Consider the following 25,091-nt stretch of genomic DNA (forward strand, 5'->3'; position numbering starts at 1 on the left):
ATTTTACGAAATGGAAATATACAAACTCTATATATTTAACAACGAACAAAATATACATATACCGTATATTAAACATCACACAATATAATCATTCAAAGTGATAAAAATAAAGACATGATAAGTACATCCTTTATTTATATTTGACTCAGCCATCACGAACACACTTCCTACTGCTATTGCTTCTTAACTATATAACATTCGTCCCAACAACTACTTACTGACTATCAGTGATACGAAGTGAAAGCAGATGAAAGCGGCTGAGACGTAGTGAGAGTGCAGCGCAAATTCCTTGTCGCAAACGGCATTTTCGATGTTGTAACGTGCACTTTCCCTGTCGCATGCGACAAATTCCTTATCGTATTCCTCTGTTGAACTCCGTATTATACAATAATATATTTCGTTTATTTTAAATAAGCACATTTAATATCATAAATTATATTGTTATAATAAAAACAAATAGAACAAAAACAGTAACAAGCGGATACTGCTCTTCCCCATTTGTTCCAAATGGTTCGTTTGTAGCTTTAGCCTCCCCTTCAGTCGGTTGCGCTAACATGCTTCGCAGTTATCGCTAAGTCGCACACTGTTGCTTACTAGATAAATAAGATAATAAAAATAAAATAATAAAATGAACTTATCATTAAAAGAAGAATTAAATAATACAATAAGAGAAATAGTAATCGAAACTAAAAGAGAAAATAAAGATAAACTAAGAGCGCTTATTGAGAAAACAGATTACAGCTTAGAAGAATTACAAGTTGTTGTACCTTCCCTACTTCCACAATTTTCAAGCACATCTAAAATTACGCTAAGTTCTCATGCGCGTTTTTGTAATTGCATTGTAAAAAGTATTTACGCTAAAAATAATGCAGATAGCTTTAACGATGATGCTGTTACTGAATCACTTCGCATCCTGGACGCTGTAGAAAACGGCTTCAAAGAAGAGCGTAAAAAAACTAAAGACTTATACAATATTGCATTAAAAACACACATAACTGTAGAGCAGTACAAACGTTTCATAACCAGCAAGAAAAGTCACAACTATCGCTCTAACGCTGCTTTTCTTAGAGATGTAGCTTTGAACCAAGTCGAACCACGTCCTAACAATGACGAAGATTATTTGAAGTACTTTAAAGAAACCAAAGAGCTATCAAAATCACTTCAGGTGCTTGCAGAAGACATTGAAGATGCTGACAGCGCTAAGATAGCTAAACTAAGCAAATGCATTAAAGAACTTAAGGAAAGCATTGATACTACGCGCAAGCTAGCAATAGACTCTCATTCATCAGCAACAGCTAAAGTACTAGCTTTAAAATACTTATCTTCGCGTCAATTGGATGAGCTATGCAAACAAAAGATACTAGAAGAAGCTGAATTATAAAGCCTGAATTCCCTCCTTAAATATAAGGAGGGCTTATCTACATTACTTATTACTTTCTCACTCACAATAATAATAAAGAGACAATAAAATGATATTTACAGAATTAGAATGCACAAGAAGTCAACAGACAGCCAAAGACGCACAGAACCTCATCGAGTACGGCGCTAAACAAAAAGACGCAGATAACCTGGTTAAATACGGTGCAGGTAAAACAAAACATGCTCCTGCATCGGAGGGTCACTCATTCTTCATCTGTGCTAATGAAATCGAATCCATTCCAGTTAGTATGGGTGAGCTGGCTACAGGTGCGGACTGGCACGATGCTATCACTGAACTGCAAAGCAGCTATAAGCACAACCCGACAGTCAAGCACCCTTTCCGCCACTTTGTCATCTCTATAGACGAAGGAGAGTACCTCACAGACAAGCAGTGGCGTAAAACAGTAAGAAAGACTATGAATCACCTAGGTTACGAAAACGCACGCTACATCGCGTTTAGGCACGCAGATACTGATTCACAGCACGTACACATAACAGCATCAACACAAGACCTAGAAACAAACAAAGTCATCAGCAATTGGATGGCTGTTGAAGCTGCACAAGAAATCATGCGTGAACAAGAAAAGGAATTCGGTTTAAGACAACTAGAAAACTCATCAGAGATACTAGCAAGGGGCGAAGCGGTCGTTTCTGACAAGTACTCTCACTCAGTCAAGCTGATGGTAAGACGCTTAGTTGAATCAAGCATCAAAGAGCTACCATCGCTAGTGCAAGCTAGGGCAAACATGCTAAAGAAACTAGGTGTAAACGATGAGCACACCACTCAAGCGAGCTTAGCTCTTTATCAAATAGCACTGCTAAGAAACGGCGTTGAGATAATACTTAAAGAAGACAGAAGCAACGAAAAATTCGTTGGTCTTGTTTACAAATACAATGACTTCATCATACCAGCTTCTAAGCTCAGGAGCGGTAACAAGTTCACCCTCGGCGGCTTGATAAAATCTGGTGTCCTGAAAAGTGATGCAAACATTATAAGTAGCTATGACGAGTCACAAGTCGAAAATTATGATCTTAGAGAAATGTTTGAATCGCAAAAAGATTTTGCAGAGCAAAGATTTGAAACAGTAAGAAAAGACGCTGAAGCACATGCTGATAAAGTAAAGAAGCAAGCTGAAGAGTGGGATAAGCACATGCTTAACTGCTTCATTATCTCATGCAAAAAGCAACATCAAAAAGCAATGGAAGATGCGATAGATTTTTGGATGTATCATGGTAAACGCATCAACAAACGCGACAAAGCTTTCGTTCACGCAATTTACGAACAAGAGAGAGGCATATACTCAGCATCTAAGACGCTAAGTAAATTCTTCTATCATCAGCTTCTAATCTTGTTTGAACTAAGCAAGCAGAACCACTGGGGATTGAAAGCAACCCCTGTTGCGACACATGAAGATCAAGAGCTAGTAATTAACCAAGCCATTGAACAAATAGAAAAAGCTTATGAAAACGAAGGTATTTTTGCTGACAACAAAAAGCGGAATAGAAGACGTAACATCAAGAAGAAATCAAAATATATCGCTGAAAATACATATTAATTAATTGATAACGTTACAGTTCCTACAAAGCAGAAAAAATCCCCTCTACCGTGATTTCAAAAAAACAAAAGTGACAAGATGCTTTACATTATTGTCCGAGACCCTGAGTTAATAAATGGTAGCGGCAACGCGACACATGTAACATTAATAAAGCTACCGAGCACTGCCCTCTCCTCTCCGCGATCTATAAAACACCTTATTGCGAAATCTGGAAATTACGAAATTACTGAGCACAACCTTGACGGGATCATGTCTCACTTTAGACCAGCTAACGAGTTATATAAGAAGTACCGCAAAGAGGAACGACATGAAAGACAATGTGTTGTTATCAATGAAAAAACATTATCTTTGCGCAATTTCTGTGAAACTGCATGAAGCTCTAGAGATGTTTGACGAACTAGAAAGTGAAGATGAAATTAATGCTGAAGAAGCTCAAGAGCTACATCAAGTACTATACAGAATAAAAACTAAACTGGATGCGGCGAAGTTCCCAGCCGTTCTATTTAATGACTACGTGTTCAGCTCAGGCAACAGCAACAATTAACAAGCTACAAGAGCGAAAAGAAAAAGCATTACATCAATCTCTGATGCATCAAGCTTAAAAAGATTTACACCTTACGCAAGCACTTTAACGCCTTTCGATTACACGCCTAAATCGAAGAAAGCTGGCGAAGATGCTCAAAATCTAATCGCATACTTAACGAAAATAGAAGCAAACAGCCCCAAGGCTGCCTTTCCTTCTTACCCTTGACTGAGGGTAAAACCATAACTACCCTCTATAGAGGGTAAAAAATGAGAAATTGTTATGTTGATACCATCGCCAAGACAATTAGCAATACATCTACGTGATGAAAGAAAACACAAGAATCTCTCGCAAGCTAAGGCTGCCGACCCTGTAGGTCTAAAACAAGACACTATTTCCAAGTTTGAGATTAATCCAGAAACGACTAGGATTCAGACATTGTTTCGCATCTTATCATCGCTAAATCTGGAAGTGCATATAGTGCCAAAAGGAGAAAGTATCGAGCTGAAAGCCGACAGTGGGAGCGAAGAGAAATGGTGAGTCAAGTCATTCCCACGCGTGGGAATGAGTACAAATCAAATAAAAATATAGAATCAACTGTATTAGCTCCGACTAGATCTGACACTTCAATTTGAAATGAAGAGAGTTACCCGCTTTGATTCTTTGATTAAAGGTGCTTAATCCGAAACCAAGGAAACTAAGGGGTAACTCTCATGCTTCATACTAGCAATCCAATCATCAAACACAAAGCTGGTCTTCTCAATCTTGCAGAAGAACTTGGCAATGTATCAAGAGCTTGTAAGGTTATGGGCGTATCAAGAGACACTTTCTACCGCTATCAAGAGTTGGTTGAAACAGGTGGTGTTGACGCATTGATTAACCAAAATCGAAAAGCACCAAACCTTAAAAATCGCGTCGACAATGAAACTGAACAAGCGGTTTACAGTACGCGATTGATTTCCCCGCACATGGTCAAGTGAGAACAAGCAATGAGCTGCGAAAGCTTGGCGTGTTTATCTCTCCAAGTGGTGTCCGCTCAATCTGGCTTAGAAACGATCTTGAGAACTTCAAAAAGCGACTTATTGCTTTAGAGAAACAGGTCAATGAGAACGGCATCATTTTAACGGATGAGCAAGTTGCAGCTCTAGAGAGTAAAAAACATGACGATGAAGCCTGCGGTGAGATAGAAACGGCTCATCCAGGCTACTTGGGCTCTCAGGATACCTTCTATGTAGGCAACTTGAAGGGAGTTGGACGCATCTACCAACAAACCTTTGTCGATACCTACAGTAAAGTCGCTTTTGCTAAGCTCTATAACACGAAAACGCCTATTACCGCAGCAGATATGCTAAATGACAAAGTGTTGCCGTTCTTCGAAGCGCACGAGCTACCAATGCTGAATGCTGCGAATACTTATTGACAGAGGTACCGAATACTGTGGCCTAGTTGAGCAACATGACTATCAGCTTTACCTCGCTATAAACGATATCGATCATACGAAAACCAAAGCAATGACAGCCGCAAACGAACGGCATTTGCGAACGCTTCCACTAGACGATATTAAATGAGTTTTACCAAGTCACCTTCAGAAAGAAACTATATAGCTCAATGGAAGAGTTACATAAAGATCTGGAGGAATGGATGGACTACTACTACAATCATCGTACTCATCAAGGAAAAATGTGCTGTGGCAGAACGCCAATAGATACATTAGAAGATGGGAAACCAATCTGGGCTGAAAAGAATCTAGCCCAGATATAATCTGACAGGCACCGAATCAAAAATGGGTAACTGTCAGATCAGGTCTGAATTAGTACAATTAAATGCTATTTTAATTACAATAAATTTATATTATTTAAAGAAATCAAGACATCAAATTTGAATAGAAATAAAAAAAGCTCCATCGTGGCTTTTGGTTCTACTTTGTCTAATCGCTTATGTGATCCCACAAATCATAACGATCTATATATCTATTGAGATCATCTTCATATACACTATTAAGCTCATGAAATAATCTAGATGTGAAGTCAAGATCGCCGTAATGCAGCCCTTCCTTGCATTCTTCAATAAACTCATCGTATTCAGCTTCATTTTCAAAAAGCTTGTAAGCCATCAGTTTTTCATCATTAGACCACGCCTCTGCTAACTCGTAACTTTCAGCTAAAATCACAATCTCTTCACTGTCGATAACTTTGTATGCATTTAGATCAGTAGCTCTGTAGTAGAACGTACCTGTGATGCCGCTATCATACGTTTCTTCTTCAAGCTTTCTGTCTATTAAAAATTCAATTAGTTTTTCCACGTTTTTAATTCTCTTTTTATTATAGCTTTAAGTTTGAGTGTTTTCTCACTTCTTATTTTTATTAGTGCATGACTTTTTCATTGTGCTTCTTTTCCAAGTACTCATCAGTTTTGTTGAGCAGGTACTTTTTAAAAGCTATGTTCATATTTTTCTCTTTCATGTACTCATTAAAATCATGCATGATTTTTGGTGCGTGCCTGCTTAACCCACCCATTAAGAGCCTGTCCGTATTTGCCGGGCAACTAAACGGTTCTCTGTAGTTATCTCTCAATGCATTCACAGAAGCAACAGCTAATGTTTCACCCGTCTTTAATGATCTTACTTTTATATCTATATTTCTGTTCGAACTGCCCCACGCATGAATCTTTCCGACTTCAATCTCTACTTTAAACTTGTCGTCAAAAGTACTAGTTAATGCCTCAACTCTATCTAGCTGAGCTTGCTGTTGCGTTTGTAATTCAGCTTGTTGTTTGTAAAGTAAATCTATTGCTTCGTAAACCATAATTCAAACCTTTTTTATTATTTTATTTCTTCATTATAAGAGTTTATTTTGTAATTGAAAATATAAATTTCCAAATAAAACATATTAATTTAATTTGTAATTTTTTAAACTACACATAAAATAAATATTTCTTTAGATTTCCTGCTTTGATGATTTTCTTGTTTTCCTTAAAACAATACACAAAGAAGATAAAAAGACAAAATGGCTATTTGATGTCAATTATCTTATTTAAACTCATGCAACTAAAACAGATAATTTATTTAAGATAAAAATGCCCCGACCAGTAGTGAGAAGGTCAGGGCAGAAAAAAACCAGTGTTACTGGGGTTGATAAGATAACTATAAACAAGAAAGCTTAATTCCTTGTCTATGATTATAATATTAAAACCAAGACATTGTAAGTTTATTTTTAGAACTATTTATCCGAACATGCTATTTCCATTTGCAGATAGAATAAAGCTTGAGTTCCGCTGTCTTTAAAACCATATTTAATTATTTTCTGCGCGTTGCGCGGAGTACAATAGAGCAACTTGCTGAGCATTGTTGTAGATGCTCTGTCACGATAAACCATGCCCTCATCGATCATTAGTTTTGATACGTCCTCCCCCGTCAACAGGGAAGTTTTCATTAGTTCTTTTACTTTTCTCATTTTATTGATTCCTATTTTTATTATTATTTTATTTATATAGATCTACTAGTACTTCTTCGTATTGCTCAAGACTTTTGAACTCGCTTGACGGTTCTTTCTCAAGCACACCCAGCGCTTTCAGGGAAGGTACTGCAAGTGGATGTAAACAGTGCTTGTAACGTTTATTGTTAGTACTTCCGAAACGAGGACTGTCTATACCGAGCGCTTTAAGCAAAGCTCTCAAGCGCTTCTCAGCAATGGCTTTATCATTAGCTTTTACTTTTGATTCAGTGATTCGTATCTTGTCTTTCTGAGAAAATGCTTTATTGAACTTAGCTTTGTTGGCATGAAGATAGCTGTACACTTCAACTGCATCAGCGATTACAAACTCTGTCGTTAAATCTAGTTCGATTTCATTACCTCCAACATCAGTGATATTGCCCTTCAATGAATCTATAAAGATTTGCATTGCTTCTGCGATATTCTTTTGCTTTATAGTTTGTTTAACATCATACATCGCTTTGACAGTAACCTTGTCAGCAATGATTTCGGCAACTTTAACTGCATGGTCTTTCTTGAATTTCTCAGCGAACTTAACTGCTTTGATATCTACATCTTTGACATCAATAGCTAGCTTGTCAGCAACCTTTTTCTTTTCTACTGACATAGTAGTTTCTTCAGATTTACAGGTGCTTTGCTTTAATCTCTTAGCTGCTTCACTATCAATACATTCAGCACTAGCAATTGCTTCTTGCATGAACTTCTTGTTAGCTTTTTTAACAGAGTTCTGCTCTTTCTTAATCAGTGCTTTTTCATCTTCGCTGTAACGAGTTGGAGCTTGATGATTAAAGCCGAGGTTTTCTAGAGTTAGCGTAAGAGATAAAGCTAAATCACTTAGCAATACATCTCTTCGTTTAGCGAACTCAGCTTCCAGTCTTTCTTCAAGTGATGCTGCATATTCTAAGTAATTTGAAAATCCAAACGATGGTTTTTTGTCTGTATCAAGAGCAAAAATGATGTTGGTTGCTGTGCGTAGTCTTCTGCTAATTTGTACTAGGGGCATCGGAAGCAAGATGCCATGACATAGAACGATAACAGTGTTGCAGTAGTTAGCAGTTATGTTGAACCCTTCGCGCACACACGGGGTTACGATCACTGTTTTGTATTTCACAATTTCAGTATTTGGATTTTTAAGGAATGCTTTCTGCTCATTTTGTCCTTTATTGTCCGCATGAACCAAAAGAATTCTCGCTTTTAGCGCCGCCTTTTCATCAACGAAACCAGATTTCTTTACGTACCCAGAGTCTTTCAACATGTTGATGGCTTCCCTTTTATTATCTGAAGCAATAAACATGTTTTCGTTATCATCAATTAGCTTTTTCTCAATTAGACGTGCCTCCATCATGTCTATGTCATCGATTTGTGTTGTGATTGATGAATATGGATTTTGCTGACAAGTGCCTGATGATTTAATGAACGGTCTTGCCAGTTCTAAAAGCTGTAATGCAGATTCAGTACCTTTGCTTGTTTTTGCGTGCGAAGGAGGAGTCGGCTCACTGTAGTTTAAATCATAAGCGCTGACCTTTTTACCAAATGATCTGAGAAAACTAAGCGAAATGGCATCGCTAGCATCTGCGTCCATCGCAACGACTCTAGCTTGCTTCTTTTCGAAAAGTTCAGTTAAGCGCGTACGAATAGTTTCTTTTTGCTTCTGGTTCAAAAACTCAACTTCAGCACTATTACTTTCTTCAAATAGCGCTTGAATGTTTTTCTCACACTCGTCAAAGATGAAGTAGCCGCAATTTTTAACGAATTCGAAAACATGGTCTTTTAGAAGAGAGTGCATAGTGCAGCTAAAGTGATCAGCTTGTTCGAATGCAGAGATGCTCTCTTCGCTGTGAGCGACAACTGTCTTAGCTTTTTTAGGTGCGTACTGTTCAGCAACACTTCTTAGTGTTGTTATAGAACAGCTCTTCACTTGTTTGCTGTACGCGAGGCGACACAGCTTTTGTGCGTAAGTGGTTTTGTTAGCACCAGTCTGGGCTTTGATTAACTCGATAGTATCAACGTTTTCATTCGCACGATTGAACACCTTCACGTACATCTCTTCTTTTGAAGAAAGCTTGGTTGAGTAATTAAGATTTGTTGTTGAGTTAACCACGTTACGAATCGTAGAAATTGATGCATTAAGTTTTTTTTCTGCGATTTGTAATGGAATATCAGCAATGGAAGAAAGCATAGATATTGCTTCATTAACTGAAGCATGGACAGGAACTAGAGAACGAATAGCATTAGCAAGAATGCTAAGGTTTTTGTCAGTTGAGAATTCATCGTAGAAATCTGCAAGAAGATGAACATCAGATAAAATACCATATTCTTTTCTTTTAATAATCCTGTTGCTGTTTACATCTTTGATCTCAACTTTATTATACATACATGTTTCAACAACACTATGCACATTCATCATTGAAAAATCAAAAGCAACTAAAGAAACCTTTAACTTGGCTGATTTCATCGTAGCTACTGTTGGTGATAAGCACTCTGAGCTTGTACTGACCAGCTTGTGATTTGTGTTTTTTATAATGCTGTCTATAGCATCTTGATTTGCATTATCTGTCACTATAATAGTAACGATAGTATCATCATTATTTTTTAATGGAGTGTACATATTAAGCCTTTGTATATTTATAATTATCTTTATTTTTATAATTTTGCACGAACAAAGTTCGCATTACAACAAGGTTATAATATTGTTTGATTTTTATATTTAGTGAAAACCATGTGGGTAATATTATTTCCCTCAAAGCTTTTAATATATTTATATCTAGCATCTTTTTTATATTCAGTGCAAAATGCTTTGCATGTTTGCTTGCCCTATCTGTGTTTTCTCTTTTGTTTTTATTCACGTAAAGACATGAGCTATGTTGCGTAATTCACTTTTGAAGCTGAATCGTCCTATTTCAGGTGAGCATCAACCAACACACAAAGTTTTAGGCATACCAAGCCCAGTAAGCTTATTCAACACTTTGACCATTGAGTAGGTTTCATCAACTTGTGCGTTGTAATGCCGTAGGCTTAATCGTCCTCCAAGTAACTGCTTCACACGATACATCGCTGTTTCAGATAGCGAGTGTTTGTGATAGCCATATCGCTCTTTCCAATACTTGTTCGAATCGTATAACTTTTGACAGTCAACCGCTAAGTTTCTTGGATGGCCTCGTTCCCAGAATGCTGCTTCCTCTCTTGGAGGGATAAGAGCAACGACTCGCCTAATACGGATTGCCGCGTGGCAATACTTCTGCATCAGTGACCGTTGATAAACTCAGTTCGGCGGCAATAATTTCGTGACTACTTGTATCCACTACGATATGTAACTTGCGCCACACTCTGCGTTTGCCATCGGTGCCATGTTTTTTGACCTCCTACTCGCCCTCACCATAAATCTTGAGACCTTTAGCATCGGATAGCGAGGTGCTGCGGTCCTTTGCTTTTCGTTTTAAAACTCACATCAACCTCTTTGACTCGGCGGCTGATACAGCTGTAGCATGGGGAACGCAGTGGAACCAGAGCAGGTCGAAAGACGGAATCAATAAATCCTTGTGAAGCACGAAGTGGCATTGAAAAAATATGCTTTACCATCAAAGCGGTTGCGATGGCTGAATCACTGACTTGTGCTGTTTCTCTTGCTTCCACGAACTCATCGCTTCTTCGTCAATCCAAAACGTCAGAGGACCACGGTTGATTAGAGATTGGTTGTTTTGTTTCCAGTTGCTTATTTTGTAACGTGGTTTTGGCATGAAACAACAGACTTGAATGAATGTAGCCGATCAGGTCGTAAGCTGTTGGTTTCGTTCCATCGATTTACGCAACAAAACCCCTCAGCCCTTACATTACATGGCTTAAAGGCAAATTAGAACTTAAAAATGGATAAAAGCCATTTCCCAAATTCATTAAAAATAAATATAAACCATTTGTGAATAGTTACTTAAAATAAAGAAAACAAACAGAATAGGAAAAGTTAACTGCTTTACAGTTAACACTTCTATTCACTCCTCTTTTGGGTGCGACAACTTTTTCTCTTTTTCTTATATGAAATAATATTTTTCCTGTCGCACCTAAAGCCTTATAGCACAAGGGCTGAGAGCACTTCCACACTTACACTTTTTAGAACAGCTTAAAAACACAAAAAACACCAGAAGGAATCAGCACAACTAGAATTGAAATATGATGTTGGATAAAAACTATAACGACAGCAAATCGAGTTAGCCCCCCTGTGTCAGGGGGTAAACACTTGAACGCAGAGCGTTAATTCTTAGGCTGAACGATGACATTTTTCACCCAGTAATTGGGAATGAACTCTTCCTGTAAGTAGCGGTTAGCGCTGTCCATATCCGCAATGTTATTCAGCCGTAATTCCGGTATCAGGCGGTCATGGAAGGTATCGAAGGAGCGTTCAATACGCCCTTTGCCTTGAGGGGAGTTAGCGAAGATAATCTCAATTCCCAGCTCTTCACAGGCTCGCGGCATTTGTGAGAAGTTGCTGCGTTTAGGACCAGCGAAAACACCCGCCCTATCCACATACAGGGCCTTAAATTCCTAGCAAGAATGGAAAACCTGTTCAAGCAATACTAATCCATTCAACTATCCCAACGGTAAGAGCTTAATTCTCTGCGTCATTACCTATGGAGGCTTTTATGTCATCTCTACAACAAACTTGGCAGCATCATGTCGAGTCTTGGCAAACCACTAACCTCTAGCAAGCTGAATACTGCCGAACCACTACAGACCAATCTCAATTCAATTATTGGAAGCGTATATTCAACCGCACAAACTCAGTGACTAAGTCAGTCACCTCCAAGTTCGCTCTCGCACAAGTTGAAACCGTCACCGAGCATATCAGTTCATCGCTCACTGTCACACGACCAAGCGGTGCTCAAGCTGAGGACATTGATGAATGAAACGCTCATGTTGCTGTGGAACTCATAGGGTGTATGAGATAATGCATCAGCCTACGTTAAGACCCGCATTCTCGCTACCGAAAGTCTACCTCTACCATAACCCGATTGATTTTCGCAAGTAGCACCGAGGGTTAAACACTCGTTGAGCTAGAGCTAGACCACAATCCGTTTGGCGGTGAGCTAATAAACAGCGCAATAAAATTAAGTACCTCTCCTGGGAGGACAGCGGCTTTGTGCTTTATTACAAATCGCTGCCGAAGATAAATTCAAATGGCCAAAGCACACTGATGAGTTGGTCTCCCTCATTGGCAAGCTGACAAATGGGCTTACGGTATCTCCTTGATGCAAAAGCTTAAAAAGTTGGGATATGAGCAATTGTTTTAGCGAGTTAATCGACTATTTTTGGTACAATAAACCATGTTCCCATAAGGCATTTAAAGTGATTTTACTGTGACTTTTTCAACCAACCATTTAGTAGCTGAAATTGAGCGACTGAAAGCTCTGCTAATCAACAAAGAAACACGCCTGCAATCTCAGTCTGCTCGTATCGATGTGTTAGAAGAGGTGGTATGCCACCTTAAAATTAAACGCTTCATGCCGAGCAGTGAGAAAAGCAATGTTGACCAGCCCCTGTTGTTCGATGAAGCGGAGCTCTGTACTGACCCGAAAGTTGAGCAGCATGAAAAGGACAATCAAGATCAGAACAAGAACAAGAACAACACTTCTATACCTCGTAGCTACTATCTAGAGATTTACCTCGTAAACTGATGAGCTGCGTATCAGTAACATCATGACTGAAAATGCTTTTCGACTCTTCGTGGCGAGTCGAAAAGCATGGTTGTTCGCAGATGCTTTATAAGGTGCGAAAGCGAGCGCAGTCTGCTAAGTTGAACGGACTTGACCCCTTGAGCAAATAGAGGCGCGACTACCTTGGAACTTAGTTAAAGACTAGGTCGTTGTGGTTGGACTATTAGTTATGCAGAGTAATGAGCGCTTACACTTTAGTTGTATTAGTTCCCTCGTTTAAAACATCAAGGTGCCGATACAAGCAAGTTTTTAAAGATGTAGGTACATTAACTTGGTTGCCTCATTTAATCGCTATCTGCGTTTTTAGGTATAAGTCCTTCAACTAGCGCTTTTCGCCATTGTTCAGTATATGGATCGTAAGCACCAAAACCAGAGCTGTACTCCCAGTAGTTCCAGCTATACCCTTTCTTTTCAGCTTCTCTGGTAATGAATGCTGTCCAAGCGCGTTGATCTTCTCGCGCAGAGTATTGACTGTAGACACCAAACTCACCAATGTTAATTTCAAATCCATGGCCAGGTTCAGCATTCCATGTATCCACAATATTTAAGTAATCGAGCAGTACTTTCTGCTGCGACTCTGTCGCCAACCAACGTGTCCCAATCCATGCATCGGCCCCATCTACCCAAGAAGCCCCCTGATGAGTGAATTGAAACGGTTCGTAGAAATGCACCGTAATGATTGTATTATCGGGATTAGATGATTTAGGCAGTTCCAAATAAGGTAGCTTAGATACCCCACCCCAATCTGCAGGCCCAATCATGACTTTGCGTTGGCCAAGTGCGTTGTTTTGAGTAACAGCATTTGCATTCCAAACGATATCGGTGAGATCTGAAATTAAACTATTCCATTCCTTAACGGTGACATTTTCATGGGGTTCATTAAGAAACTCAAAAATCAGTTGGTCTTGATTATATTGGCTTATAGGAAAACGCTTAGATAGTTGGTTCCAAAACTTCAATAGTCGTGAACGTTGATAGTCAAAATCTTTATCATCGTAAAATAGTTCGTCAAAATGGTGAGTATTGATGATTACTTTTAAGTCTTCCTGAATAGCTTGATCAACCACTTCTTGCACACGTGACAAGAAAGCGTCATCGATAGTATTAGGATCATTAATCAACGAATGTGCACTCCAGCGAACAGGGATCCGTACACTTGAAAAGCCAGTTTGGCTGATGTTTCTAAAGTCACTGGCCTGAATCGTCAGGTTATTATTCCACTCCCCTTCATAAGTGGGCGACTCAAGATAATTCCCCATATTGATACCACGGCCAAGCGCAGTAACGTTAAGCCCTTTGCTGTCATTCCAATGATACATATCTGTGTAATAACGACTATCTAGAACAACCGATTGTTCACCTTTATCGCTGCTACCCGAGCCACAGCCCATCAACGTGATGAGACTTAACATTGCCACGCTTGTTACTTTTATCTCACGAAACATAAAACACTATTCCTTTAAAACTCAATAGCTATGAAATGTCATTCCAATTGGCAACCATTAAATAAACTTTTTATATCTACAAGCAGCTCTAAACTGCTATTTATGAATTTGTGTACATTACAAAGCCACCTCACTCATAGGAATGAGATGGCAATATTGGTTTACCCTGATTCGATGCAGAACGGCTTAATCGCTATAATTTTCTGCAAGGAGACGAAGGATCATAGCTGTCACCTTTACCTTCGATTGAAACATTTGCAAAGGAGAACTCCAGATTGTTCATGCTGTCCCACGGTCCAGAAATATAGATTGCTTTTTTTACTTGAGTTAAATTGCTTTGAGGAATGATTGATGCAACAGGAATCTGGCAGCGGTACCACTCATCATCGCTTGGCACTATTACGTTATCCACGGTAAAGAACAGGCCGAAATCTTCAGTCACTCCATCCATGCGAATCTGAAGGCCATTCGTTTCTCCGTAGCTTTTTACTTTCAAATCGAGACTAACAAGATCGTCTTGGTAAGCAGAGAAATCCATATCAGAATCGTCATTTCCGAGGAATACACCGCCATTCTCTGAAGATGAGACATTCACAACTTGGTTTTCCTCTGTCACGACAAAACCGAAACTATTTAATGGGTAAGCAGACGAATAATCTTGAGCCTGGCTAATATCACCTGAGTAATATAGTGCAGCGTCTCCACTATTAAGAGCCGGAGCATTGTTCACACCAAGCTCCACATCATTATTACTGTCACCATCGCTATCACTGTTACTATCAGAAGTCGAAGCACAGCTATCAGCGTCCACGACGGTTTCTTGATCTGTAGTTAATCGATAAGTGACATCGGTAACTTCGAAGTCAAATGACTCTTTTACATCCAGATGGAAAGGGGTGCCCACTTGTGTAAAATCGACCGCAGTAGCGCCATCGAAAGGTTTCAAACATGTCACTGGAACGCTAAGCGTTTCCCATTCTCCGCTTCCTATTAGCGGATTACTCAACTCGAGGCTGCTTCTGTTTGGCCACTCATTATCAATCGAAACCACCATTGATTCAGGTGAATCACTTTTCGCGCGAACTTTAAACTCTAGATAACCAGTCTGATAACCGCTTAGATCCGTTGCTGCTTCGGACTTAAGCATGAATAAGTGACTTCCAGTACCTGTAACTTGGATATCTGCGGTATCACTTTCACCATTATTATTGATCAGCACAGCATTGATATCTGCCAAGCTAGCTTGGGTCTCGCTGACTTCAACGACCTTCCATCCATCGTTCTCAGACTGAATCCACGGAGATATGCCAGCCATTGCATCTACGCCAAATAGTTTGAGATCATCACCGCCCGAAACATCTGCTTGATTATCGTCATTATCAGAATGACATCCAGAAATAGCCACAGCCATCGGTATTAATGGTAAAAGGATAAATTTTTTACTTATTTTTTTCATGATAACTCTACACTCTCGTTAATTGGTACATATAAACCTTTAATAAATTACTCATAAGGAGAAAATCTAACTGTTCGATATTTTGCATAAACGGGATAGCCGTTATAATAACTAGGTGGAAACTGTGGATTAGCACTTATCCAATTATTAATAAATATTTGCATATAACCTGAGACTGTTTTATTGGCTCTTCGTACTTGAACCCACTGATTATGATATCGACTGAAAACTTCCCATGTCACACCATATTCGTCGATTGTGAATGCATATTTCTCCATGCTCCAAATAGACATCCCATATTGACCTAAGTCGATATCCACAGGAGATTGACGACCTTCTATCCATACATTCGTGTGTAATAAATTCGTTCCTCCCATCAGTTCAATATCAACTTCATAATGGCTGTCAGTTCCGGATTCTCCCGCATAAGTAAAAAATGAACTGATAGTTCCGGGTACAGCCCCCGCTTGCATTTCTACTTCATAACGCCCACGACGAACGTATTGGTAAGTCCTAATTTCAGAGCAACTTTTACCATAAGACTCTGTTTTTGCATGCATAATCAATAAATCAGCTTCACGCCAAACATTTTGTGATTGCCATGTACAATCGAACTCGCTTCCACCATTTCTCCAACCATCTGAGACAAGCCAGTTCATTCCGCTCCAATCCAAAGCAAAACTGTAAGAAACACATAAAGTATTGAGTAGCAATGCATAACTACAGCGTCGTAGAATTGTGTTCATTTTTAACCTCTTAACTAGGGTTATATATACCTGACGTATACATTCTTAGATTTCGAGAACAAAGTATGAACAGCAAAATCTCTTTGTTTCCCCCACTTATTTTACGATTAGACTCTATATGTATTTGTTAAAATTTGTCCATATCCATCTTTAAAAATAAAGTTTTTATTAATTAGTAAAAATTAAAAAAAAGGAATCAATCACACTTCCATAGCCTTCATGAAATCATTTCTTGAAATTGAGAATGGATTTTAAAAGAAAAATGGGATAAAAATATTAAATGGTAACCGCCTTCACAATTTAAAAAATACCACTTGCATTATTAAGTAACATATCGTTTTATCAAAGTTCCCCCATTTATAAAAATACATATTCAAACCTCCACTTTCGGTGGGGTTAATTACGATTATAAAAGAGACCTATCAATATCATCTTTTAAAGTTCACGAGGTTAAAATGAATAAGAAACAGCTAAGTATCGTAGCTATTTTTAGTTGTGGCTTTATTGGAATTAGTGGCTGTGCTGTAGAGCCATCGACGTCCAATAATACCAGCAAATATAAAGAAGAACTCATTACCAATGGCAGTTTTTCACAAAGCACTGATGGATGGTGGGCTGCAGGCGCAGAACTACAATCTACCGACGAGATGGGTTGTATTACCTTTACTCAGAGGGGTAAGAATCCATGGGATGTTATTCTTGGACAATCGGGACTGGCCTTAAAACAAGGCCAAGACTACCATCTACAATTTAGTGCGCTAGCAAAACAGTCAATAAACGTAAAAGCACTCGTCCAGCATAATGGAGCGCCATACACCAACCATTTTGTTCAGGATATTGCTCTCAATCAGGATCTTAAACCATTTCAATTTTCGTTTAAGCCAGCTGGTGATGACGATAACGTTCAATTCCAGTTTCAAATGGGAACCGAATCACCAACAACCGTCTGTCTTAAAGATGTTTCTTTAACCGGGCCAAAATATGTTAAGGAGAGCAACCTAGCTCGCGTAAGAGTTAACCAAGTTGGCTACTTTATCCATGGGCCTAAACATGCCACGGTCGTCACTAAAGAGACATCACCTGTGAGTTGGAAGTTATTAGGTTCTGACCAACGAGTTATCGCCGAAGGTGAAACGATTCCATTCGGCTTGAATAAAGCTTCTGGTGAACATGTCCAGTTGATCGATTTTAGCAGTGTGCAAAAGCCGGCAAAGCAAGCCACGTTAGAAGTGGACGGACATCAAAGCCATCCATTTGTTATTGATAATGCCATTTATAGAAAAATGAAGTACGACGCTCTTTCTTTCTTCTATCAACAACGCAGTGGCATTGATATTGTGCCTGAATACGTGCAACGAGCCGATCTCGCTCGACCTGCAGGACATTTGCCTGAAGTTGTTACGTGTTTTAATAAAACCGATGCAAAAGGAAACCAATGGCCAGGTTGTGATCTTAACTTAGATGTCACTGGCGGCTGGTATGACGCGGGAGATCATGGCAAGTACGTGGTTAATGGCGGCATTTCGGCATGGACTCTCGCCAACTACTACGAAAGAGAAAAGCAGGCAAATCGTACCAACGCCTTTGCAGATGGAAAAGTAAAGATCCCAGAAAATAACAACAACTTCAACGATCTTCTTGATGAAAGTCGTTGGATGATGGACTTTATGATGGCAATGCAAGTGCCTGAAAATAGCAAAATCTGGGTTCCCGTGGGTGATCAATCCGAGAAATTAGATCAATTGAAACTCACGCAGATTGATGCCGATGGCATGGCTTTTCATAAAGTCGCTGATGACGCTTGGACGGGAATGCCTTTACCTCCTCACAAAGATCCACGTGAGCGATTCTTAAGCTACCCGACCACCGCCGCTACACTTAACTTAGCCGCTACAGCCGCTCAATGTGCAAGGATTTGGCAAGACCTCGATCCAAGCTATGCGAAGCGTTGCCTAACTTCTGCAGAAAAAGCCTGGAAGGCAGCCAATCAACACAAAAATGTGTATGCATACGACAACTTTGTCGGCTCCGGCCCATATGATGATACTCAACTAGATGATGAGTTTTACTGGGCCGCTGCGGAACTGTTTGTCACGACAGGGAAAGAAGAATACAAAAAAGCGGTTCAATCTTCACCTTACTATTTAGCAACTCCTAAAGGAGACCTTAATGCGACTGGCGATCTGTACTGGCAAGGAGTGAGCGCAGCAGGAACCTTGTCTCTTGCTATCGTTCCTAATAAATTACCAGCTAGCGAAATAGAGAAAGCACGTGCGAATATTATCAAAACTGCGGACGCTTATTACCAGTCGATAGAAAAAGAAGGTTATCTCATTCCTTACAACACCGAAGAGTACCCATGGGGTTCAAATTCCAACTTAATGAACCGCAGTATCTTCCTAGGTATTGCTTATGATTTCACAAATAATCGTAAGTATGTAGAAGCTATTATTGATGCGATGGACTATGTCCTTGGCCGTAACGCGTTAGATCAGTCTTATGTTTCGGGCTATGGAAGTCGCCCGCTTCTGAATCCTCATCACCGTTTTTGGGCTCATGCCGCCGACAGTGAATCTCCAGTAGTCGCTCCTGGTGTCATGTCTGGAGGTCCTAACTCTATTAACTTCAGTGACCCTGTCGCAGCGTCAATGAAAGGCAAGTGTATTGGACAAACTTGTTGGAAAGACGATATCGGGGCGTGGACACTCAATGAAATAACCATCAACTGGAATGCGCCATTTTTCTGGGCGACGAGTTTCTTAGATGAAACCGTTCAATAACTGAGTAGCATAACGTAACAAAGCCGAAAAAGTATTTTCGGCTTTTTACTCGCGCTCTTATCGATATAGAGACTTAGTTGAATCTCTCGCTTTTAAACAAATAGGTGGAAGCCTAACCGTTTCGACTTCTCCACACAGCAGCTTTAATACACATCGAGCACTGATCGCACCGATTTCATCAAGTGGTTGACGTAATGTTGAAAGAGAAGGCGTGAAATAAGGCGACATCGGTAGGTCATCAAAACCAATAACGGACACATCTTCCGGAACTTTGAACCCATGCTTATGTAATGCTTTGATTGCACCAAAGGCGGTAAGATCATTAGCGGCAAATATGGCGGAAAAATACACGCCAGACTGAACAAGCTCTACCGTTTTATCGTAGCCAGTTTTGATACCAAAATCGCCCTCCAACACCAACTTTTCCTTATAAGCAACGCCTGCCTCCGAGAGTGCTTTTTTATAACCAAGAAAACGGGAAGTCGCATCTTGATGATTTGCCAAGCCTTTTATATGTGCGATATTAACGTGCCCAAGCTGTATTAAGTGCAAGGTGGCAAGATACCCACCGAGCGTGTTATCAAGTGCGATCGACTGAATATTATCTCCCTCAATATCATAGCCAACCGCAACCACGGGTATTTTCTCAGCACACTTAACAATAAGCGACTTATCAACATTGCCAGAAATGATGATGATCGCATCCACATCGCTTTTGAGAAGATAGTCAAGAGAATGAGAAACCAACCTCTGCTGCCAACTATTCACTGACATCAATATTGAATACCCATGTTCATCAAGCACCTTTTCTATATCTATCAGAATAGAACTGGTGTAAGGACTGTCCGGATTCTGAACCAGTACGCCAATCGTCAGCGAACGGGTTTTGACCAGTTTATCAACATCGACTTGAGGCCTATACCCCAATAAACGGATGGCATCTTCTATTTTCTCCGCTTTATCATTAGAGACATAGGACGATCTATTAAAGTATCGAGAAACCGTACTGGGAGATACGTTAGCAAGCTTCGCAACTTCGTAAGCGGTAGGCGCCTTGGTTTTATTTGTTTTATCCATATGAAGACTTAATGCTTTAGATCCAATCTAGAGTAACCGTTCTAACACATGTTTTCAGATTAGTGAAGGTAAAGGGTTGGTAAAAATCAACCTCTTATATTTTTGCAAATAACAATAGAGATAACAAAATAATACTTCTTGGTAGGCTATATCCACACGTGTAACCAATAGCAACTAGAGAGGATGACACTGCCTAGTTGCTAGCGCAAATCTGCACGCGCACGATCTGTTTTAAGTGTGATGTAAGAATGGGTATTCCAGCCCGATCTGCCGACGAATTTCATCCATGGTTTTCATCGTATTTATAGTGTCTTGCCAGCTCATGACATCACTCTGAAGTTTACCTTGAGCAATGCAACTCATTACCTCTTCAATTTGATATTCAAAACCTGTTGCTCTAAACGGTCGCTCCACCACTTCCTCTTTTTCGCCGGCAACACATAATACCGCCTTCGAACCTGCCCAAAACATGGATTCGATTTTTATGTAGCCATTGCTACCGTAAATCGTGAAACTATTGTCCAACGTGGTGTTCAAGCTAACCGTGAACTGGCTACCAATACCATCATAATCAAGAATTACACTGGTACGTTCATCGACATTTGTCTCACCAATCATGCCATTCGCCACTATCACACTTGGCTCACGTTGCAGCACAAACTGTGACATGGTGAGGTTATAAATTCCCATATCGAGCAGTGCTCCACCTGCTAAGTCATTGTTTAATAGTCGATCATTCTCATCACGTGGTACGTTAAAACCGAAAGATGAACTCAATAGGCGTAAGTCACCAATATGTTTTTCACCCAGCCAGTTTGACACCTGCTGCCAAATTGGCAAAAAGCGTGTCCAAACAGCTTCCATCAAGAAGACCTGACGTTTTTCAGCGAGTTCTACTAACTCCCGTGCTTGAGCTTCATCTACACAAAGTGGCTTTTCACACAAAACCGGCTTCCCCGCCAAAAGACATGCTTTTACCCATTCAAAATGAAAGCGATGAGGGTTAGCAATGTAAATCGCATCTACAAGTGCATCATCGATTAAGGCATGGTAGTCATTGTAAACATGCTGACATTCGTATTCTTGCGCAAAAGAGTTGGCTCGCTCTAGGTTTAAGCTTGCTACGGCATACAAGTTTGCATTAGGGACTACATCTAACGCTTTAGCAAAAGTGTGAGCTATTCTACCTGGGGCGATAATACCCCAATTGAATTTTTTTTCAGTCATAAACATTCCTTATTATTTCAATTAGAAAATAGCAAATAATCAAACGTTTTCCTAGCTCTAACTCCTCACAATTGTCAACTTCAATAAATTAAATTTAGATAATAAAAACCACTTACAACTTATAGTTAAAATATTCACCCAAACCTCTCATATTTAATTAAGAAATTTGAAATAGACAGTTTAGAAACATAAAATAATTTTCAGTATTTAAATTAATAAGGATGGTTATGAAAAAAAATCATATCAATCGCAACTATCGCACTTATAGGGAGTGCACTAAGTGGTTGCCAATCACAATCAGCATCTAATCAAGGACAATCACATACAGATATTAATCAAGATACATTAATAAAAACAGGAAAACTCAATAAAACCAAAACACCTCTTTATGGCGCGGAAATTTACAGTCATAATAAAATTAAGTTCGGCAAGTTTGTTATGCGTATGAAGATGGTATCAAGCCCTGGTGTTATCTCTTCGTTTTTCACTTACGATAACGAGTCATAGCAGGGCGGCATCCCTTGGAGAGAAATTGATATCGAAGTGGTTGGGAAACAACCAGATCAACTACAAACTAACCTAATTACGGGAAATAGTACAAAACGCATACATTCAGAGACTATTCACAACATACAAAATTTGGACCAGTTCCACGAGTTCACGTTAATCTGGACACCAGATGAAATAACGTGGAAAGTCGATGGAAAGGTGATCCATACTGAAACTGCGGCAACATCAAAACAAGTTATTGATATGCGAGATTCACCTCAAAGTTACTGTATGAATTTATGGATATCTGAAGCTATTGAATGGGCTGGTTTATTCAATACTAAAAACTTACCATTATATCAATATGTCGACTGGATTGAATATCATAGCTTTAATAATGGCGACTTTAACTTAGAGTGGCGAGATGATTTTAATAGCTTCAATGAAAAGCGTTGGGGAAAAGGCGATTGGAGTTTTGATGGAAACCTAGTAACATTTTCACAAGACAACATAGCAATTAGGAATGGCATGTTAGTGCTTGGATTAACGAACAACCAAACAGGTATAAATTAATAAATATAACACTTTTAAAAACAACATATACCCAAGTTCCGTTATGTTACTTGGGTATTTTTATATCGAATAAATTAGTTATTTAATCATTATTACTTGTTGTAATAAAAGGCCACCTCACTTTTTCGTTCAAGAGAAAAAATGTAAAGTGACCTATTAACGTCGTAACCGGGCTTGTTAATTCAATTGACCTTCATCTAAGGCAGTTGCTACCCAAACCAATGGAGCATTCCAGTTAATTGTAATTTCATTAAACGACCAAGCATTGATGTTATCACGATAGCACGTTTGTCCAACGCATACGCCCTTCAACGTAGCGGCAACTGGATCACTGTAACTTACAGAGTTTGGACCGCCAACCAATGCCCCAGGCGCAGGTTCAGGTGAATTCTCATCCGCAGCATGCGCCCAAAAACGATGATGTGGATTCTTAGCAGCATTTGGACCATAACCTGTAACATAGGATAGGTTCATTGGGTTTGCACCTAGTAGATAATCCATCGCGTTGGCCGCGGCTTTGACATACATAAGATCACCAGTGAAATCGTACGCGTAAATTAGCAGCATAGATCGGTTTACAAAACTTGAGTTTGATCCCCACGGATATTCTTCTACCGTGTAAGGAATATGGTAACCCTCGTTCTTAATCTGATTTACAAAGTTGTCCGCCGTTTCTATCAAGTTGTTTCTTGCAATCTTAACGTGCTCCTCACCTAGGCCGTTCGGGACTATCGCTAAGCTTACGGTTCCTAAAGGTGCCGTATAACCCCAAAACATTTCGCCAGTTGCCTCAATATCCCCTTTTGGTGTTTCAAGGTAATGAGAAGAACTTTTCAGAGCATCAGCGTACTTGCTATCTCCTGTCGTAATATAAAGCTCACTAGCTGCCCAGTAAAACTCATCAGAAAGTTCAGAATCATCATAAGGACCAGAACCCGTAAAGTTATCGTATGCGAAAATGTTAGGGCTTCTGCTCGCTGACTTCCAAGCCTCTTCCGCTGCATTCAGACAGGTTTTCGAGAACTCTGGATCAATATCTTTCCAAATTCGCGCACATTGAGCACCTATCGCTGACAAGTTTAACGTAGCAGCGGTAGTAGGATAGCCCACATATCGCTTCTGTGTATCTAGGTGAGGAGGTAATGGCATCCCAGTCCAAGCTTCGTCAGCAACTTTATGGAAAGCCATGCCTTTAGGGTTAATCTTTGTCAATTTCAGTGTCTTACCTTTCGACTGATCACCGATTGGCACCGCGACTGGGCTGTTTGTGTTGATCTGCATAGCCAACATGAACTCGATATTCCAACGAGCTTCTGATAGCAAAGGATTAACACCGTTTCCCGCTTCAGGAATTTTCACTTTCCCATCAGCAAAAGGGATTGGCACATTTTCTAGCCATTTACCTCTTTCATACAAATTGAGCAGCGTCCAAGTCGAAATACCGCTGTTAACTGTATATTTGCCATGATCACCCGCATCATACCAACCACCGGTGACATCAACAGAAAAGTCACAACCTGGCCATTGATTACCCCAACTGTCCACTTTATCAAAACAAGTGACCACATCACTCATATGACCGCCTGGGCGAGCTAAATCGTCACGCTGTACTAAGGCTTTTTCGATATCGATACCACTGCGGTTTTGATAGAAGTATGACAACGCATCATATTTCAACTGGCTGTAAATATCTTTGCTGATTTTAAATGGAAAACTCTCGTCTTCACCGACTTTAACTTTCAAACCACTCATATCTGTTTTGTAGTTCGATAGATCAATTTGGTGGATAAATTCACCAGAAGCTTTATTCTCACCAAATACTTGGGTTCTGCCCATATCAATGTTGATATTGCTGCTGTTTGTTAACACCCACTTCACTGGCTCTTTAGATTCATTAGCAACAAATACTAACTTATCGGCTTGAGGGAGGTAACCAACTTGGTTAGCACGAACAGAACTCGTCTTTAGCTCTTCTATATATCGCTCACCAAGAATCGATACGTTGCTGACGCATATAGTTCCAGTTTTTTGTGCCCCCATTTGGAACTGGAATTCTGTTTTTGCATCACTTTCTGTATCGTGAGTGAAATTAAACTTATAAGTTTTCTTCTTTGTCGAAACGTGTGTCTCGTCAATGAAGTAGTGAGTGTAAGGAGGCCCCTCGTGTTGAATGAGGGATTTCATTTGAGTATCAGTAGTTGCGTACGCATCAAATGAAACCTGATAATCGGCGTCGTTAGCTAGACCGATGCCGCCTTGTCCCAAAATCACATTCCACGAGTTTTCACCCGGATTTCTAATCTCAACACACGCTTCACCATTTTCAACTTTGACATCAGCGCCAGCATTCCACCAGCCATCCATACTGCCTTCAAACGAACCATTAATTAACTGTTCGTTTGCTAAAACCGAACTAGATGAAAGCGTTAGTATGATTGCCAGTGTTAGTTTCTTTTTGTACATACTTATTCCTAAACATTGAAATAACAACACAGCGAAAATAAGCCAATTTCACGCGCATTAATTTGATGTAAATGCACAAAATGTAGGTATAAAATATACAGAATTATCCCTTCGTGACACCGCTAACATTCAACGATAGCT

At 39.7% G+C, this 25,091-nt stretch carries 16 protein-coding genes and 6 pseudogenes; 10 read left to right on the forward strand and 12 right to left on the reverse strand.

The window, feature by feature from the left end; translation table 11 throughout:
• The first annotated feature begins 628 nt into the window (after positions 1 to 628).
• The 5 genes and pseudogenes from ACF8CV_RS16725 (at position 629) to ACF8CV_RS16745 (ending at position 5,259) form a co-directional block, all read left to right on the forward strand.
• Positions 629 to 1,381: a hypothetical protein gene (locus tag ACF8CV_RS16725; RefSeq protein WP_023584775.1), complete on the forward strand. Its 753-nt coding sequence runs from the start codon at positions 629 to 631 to the stop codon at positions 1,379 to 1,381.
• An 88-nt stretch (positions 1,382 to 1,469) separates the two neighbouring features.
• On the forward strand, positions 1,470 to 2,975 hold the full coding sequence (locus ACF8CV_RS16730; RefSeq protein WP_023584774.1) for a relaxase/mobilization nuclease domain-containing protein: 1,506 nt from the start codon (positions 1,470 to 1,472) through the stop codon (positions 2,973 to 2,975).
• Between the two features lie 307 nt (positions 2,976 to 3,282).
• Positions 3,283 to 3,519: a hypothetical protein gene (locus ACF8CV_RS16735; RefSeq protein ID WP_023584773.1), complete on the forward strand. Its 237-nt coding sequence runs from the start codon at positions 3,283 to 3,285 to the stop codon at positions 3,517 to 3,519.
• Between the two features lie 261 nt (positions 3,520 to 3,780).
• Positions 3,781 to 4,038 (forward strand): helix-turn-helix domain-containing protein, encoded by a 258-nt coding sequence (locus tag ACF8CV_RS16740; protein ID WP_023584772.1) that lies wholly within the window; start codon positions 3,781 to 3,783, stop codon positions 4,036 to 4,038.
• A 173-nt stretch (positions 4,039 to 4,211) separates the two neighbouring features.
• A pseudogene (locus ACF8CV_RS16745) lies at positions 4,212 to 5,259 on the forward strand (IS481 family transposase).
• A gap of 166 nt (positions 5,260 to 5,425) precedes the next feature.
• On the opposite strand, the gene ACF8CV_RS16750 reads toward ACF8CV_RS16745, so the two are convergent.
• From ACF8CV_RS16750 to ACF8CV_RS16775, 6 genes and pseudogenes are all read right to left on the reverse strand, one after another.
• A complete protein-coding gene (locus tag ACF8CV_RS16750) occupies positions 5,426 to 5,800 on the reverse strand; it encodes a hypothetical protein (protein ID WP_023584768.1) in 375 nt (124 codons plus the stop codon).
• A 61-nt stretch (positions 5,801 to 5,861) separates the two neighbouring features.
• Complete coding sequence (locus ACF8CV_RS16755) at positions 5,862 to 6,302, reverse strand: hypothetical protein (protein ID WP_023584767.1); 441 nt, start codon at positions 6,300 to 6,302, stop codon at positions 5,862 to 5,864.
• Positions 6,303 to 6,716: 414 nt separating this feature from the next.
• Positions 6,717 to 6,950 carry a hypothetical protein gene (locus ACF8CV_RS16760; RefSeq protein ID WP_023584766.1) on the reverse strand — a complete coding sequence of 78 codons (234 nt, stop codon included), beginning with the start codon at positions 6,948 to 6,950 and terminating at the stop codon, positions 6,717 to 6,719.
• Between the two features lie 28 nt (positions 6,951 to 6,978).
• On the reverse strand, positions 6,979 to 9,597 hold the full coding sequence (locus tag ACF8CV_RS16765; protein ID WP_023584765.1) for a hypothetical protein: 2,619 nt from the start codon (positions 9,595 to 9,597) through the stop codon (positions 6,979 to 6,981).
• A 303-nt stretch (positions 9,598 to 9,900) separates the two neighbouring features.
• Positions 9,901 to 10,726 (reverse strand): annotated as a pseudogene (locus ACF8CV_RS16770) (IS5 family transposase).
• Between the two features lie 511 nt (positions 10,727 to 11,237).
• A pseudogene (locus ACF8CV_RS16775) lies at positions 11,238 to 11,522 on the reverse strand (ISNCY family transposase); the annotation flags it as partial.
• Positions 11,523 to 11,698: 176 nt separating this feature from the next.
• Between ACF8CV_RS16775 and ACF8CV_RS16780 the strand changes: the two are divergent.
• The 3 genes and pseudogenes from ACF8CV_RS16780 to ACF8CV_RS16790 all read left to right on the forward strand — a co-directional run.
• A pseudogene (locus tag ACF8CV_RS16780) lies at positions 11,699 to 11,887 on the forward strand (IS66 family insertion sequence element accessory protein TnpB); the annotation flags it as partial.
• 194 nt (positions 11,888 to 12,081) lie between these two features.
• Positions 12,082 to 12,204, forward strand: a pseudogene (locus ACF8CV_RS16785) (hypothetical protein); the annotation flags it as partial.
• A 133-nt stretch (positions 12,205 to 12,337) separates the two neighbouring features.
• On the forward strand, positions 12,338 to 12,655 hold the full coding sequence (locus ACF8CV_RS16790) for a hypothetical protein (protein ID WP_023584760.1): 318 nt from the start codon (positions 12,338 to 12,340) through the stop codon (positions 12,653 to 12,655).
• 323 nt (positions 12,656 to 12,978) lie between these two features.
• Here the strand turns inward: ACF8CV_RS16790 and ACF8CV_RS16795 are convergent, their stop codons facing one another.
• The 3 genes from ACF8CV_RS16795 to ACF8CV_RS16805 all read right to left on the reverse strand — a co-directional run bounded on the left by ACF8CV_RS16795 (position 12,979) and on the right by ACF8CV_RS16805 (position 16,341).
• Positions 12,979 to 14,139 carry a glycoside hydrolase family 5 protein gene (locus ACF8CV_RS16795; RefSeq protein ID WP_023584759.1) on the reverse strand — a complete coding sequence of 387 codons (1,161 nt, stop codon included), beginning with the start codon at positions 14,137 to 14,139 and terminating at the stop codon, positions 12,979 to 12,981.
• A 193-nt stretch (positions 14,140 to 14,332) separates the two neighbouring features.
• Positions 14,333 to 15,595: a putative glycoside hydrolase gene (locus ACF8CV_RS16800; protein ID WP_023584758.1), complete on the reverse strand. Its 1,263-nt coding sequence runs from the start codon at positions 15,593 to 15,595 to the stop codon at positions 14,333 to 14,335.
• A gap of 47 nt (positions 15,596 to 15,642) precedes the next feature.
• Positions 15,643 to 16,341: a family 16 glycosylhydrolase gene (locus ACF8CV_RS16805; RefSeq protein ID WP_080101933.1), complete on the reverse strand. Its 699-nt coding sequence runs from the start codon at positions 16,339 to 16,341 to the stop codon at positions 15,643 to 15,645.
• 455 nt (positions 16,342 to 16,796) lie between these two features.
• Between ACF8CV_RS16805 and ACF8CV_RS16810 the strand changes: the two genes are divergently transcribed.
• On the forward strand, positions 16,797 to 19,121 hold the full coding sequence (locus tag ACF8CV_RS16810) for a glycoside hydrolase family 9 protein (RefSeq protein ID WP_023584756.1): 2,325 nt from the start codon (positions 16,797 to 16,799) through the stop codon (positions 19,119 to 19,121).
• Positions 19,122 to 19,178: 57 nt separating this feature from the next.
• On the opposite strand, the gene ACF8CV_RS16815 is transcribed toward ACF8CV_RS16810, so the two are convergent.
• Positions 19,179 to 20,198, reverse strand: coding sequence for a LacI family DNA-binding transcriptional regulator (locus tag ACF8CV_RS16815; protein WP_023584755.1), 1,020 nt, complete (start codon positions 20,196 to 20,198; stop codon positions 19,179 to 19,181).
• Positions 20,199 to 20,429: 231 nt separating this feature from the next.
• On the reverse strand, positions 20,430 to 21,425 hold the full coding sequence (locus ACF8CV_RS16820) for a Gfo/Idh/MocA family protein (RefSeq protein ID WP_023584754.1): 996 nt from the start codon (positions 21,423 to 21,425) through the stop codon (positions 20,430 to 20,432).
• 264 nt (positions 21,426 to 21,689) lie between these two features.
• On the opposite strand from ACF8CV_RS16820, the pseudogene ACF8CV_RS16825 reads away from it, so the two are divergent.
• Positions 21,690 to 22,487 (forward strand): annotated as a pseudogene (locus ACF8CV_RS16825) (family 16 glycosylhydrolase).
• Positions 22,488 to 22,664: 177 nt separating this feature from the next.
• Here ACF8CV_RS16825 and ACF8CV_RS16830 read toward each other — a convergent pair.
• A complete protein-coding gene (locus ACF8CV_RS16830; protein ID WP_023584752.1) occupies positions 22,665 to 24,950 on the reverse strand; it encodes a glycoside hydrolase family 9 protein in 2,286 nt (761 codons plus the stop codon).
• Positions 24,951 to 25,091: the final 141 nt, after the last annotated feature.

Origin of the sequence: Vibrio sp. zbq_1 (assembly GCF_043102935.1) — a bacterium.
GTDB lineage: Bacteria > Pseudomonadota > Gammaproteobacteria > Enterobacterales > Vibrionaceae > Vibrio > Vibrio parahaemolyticus.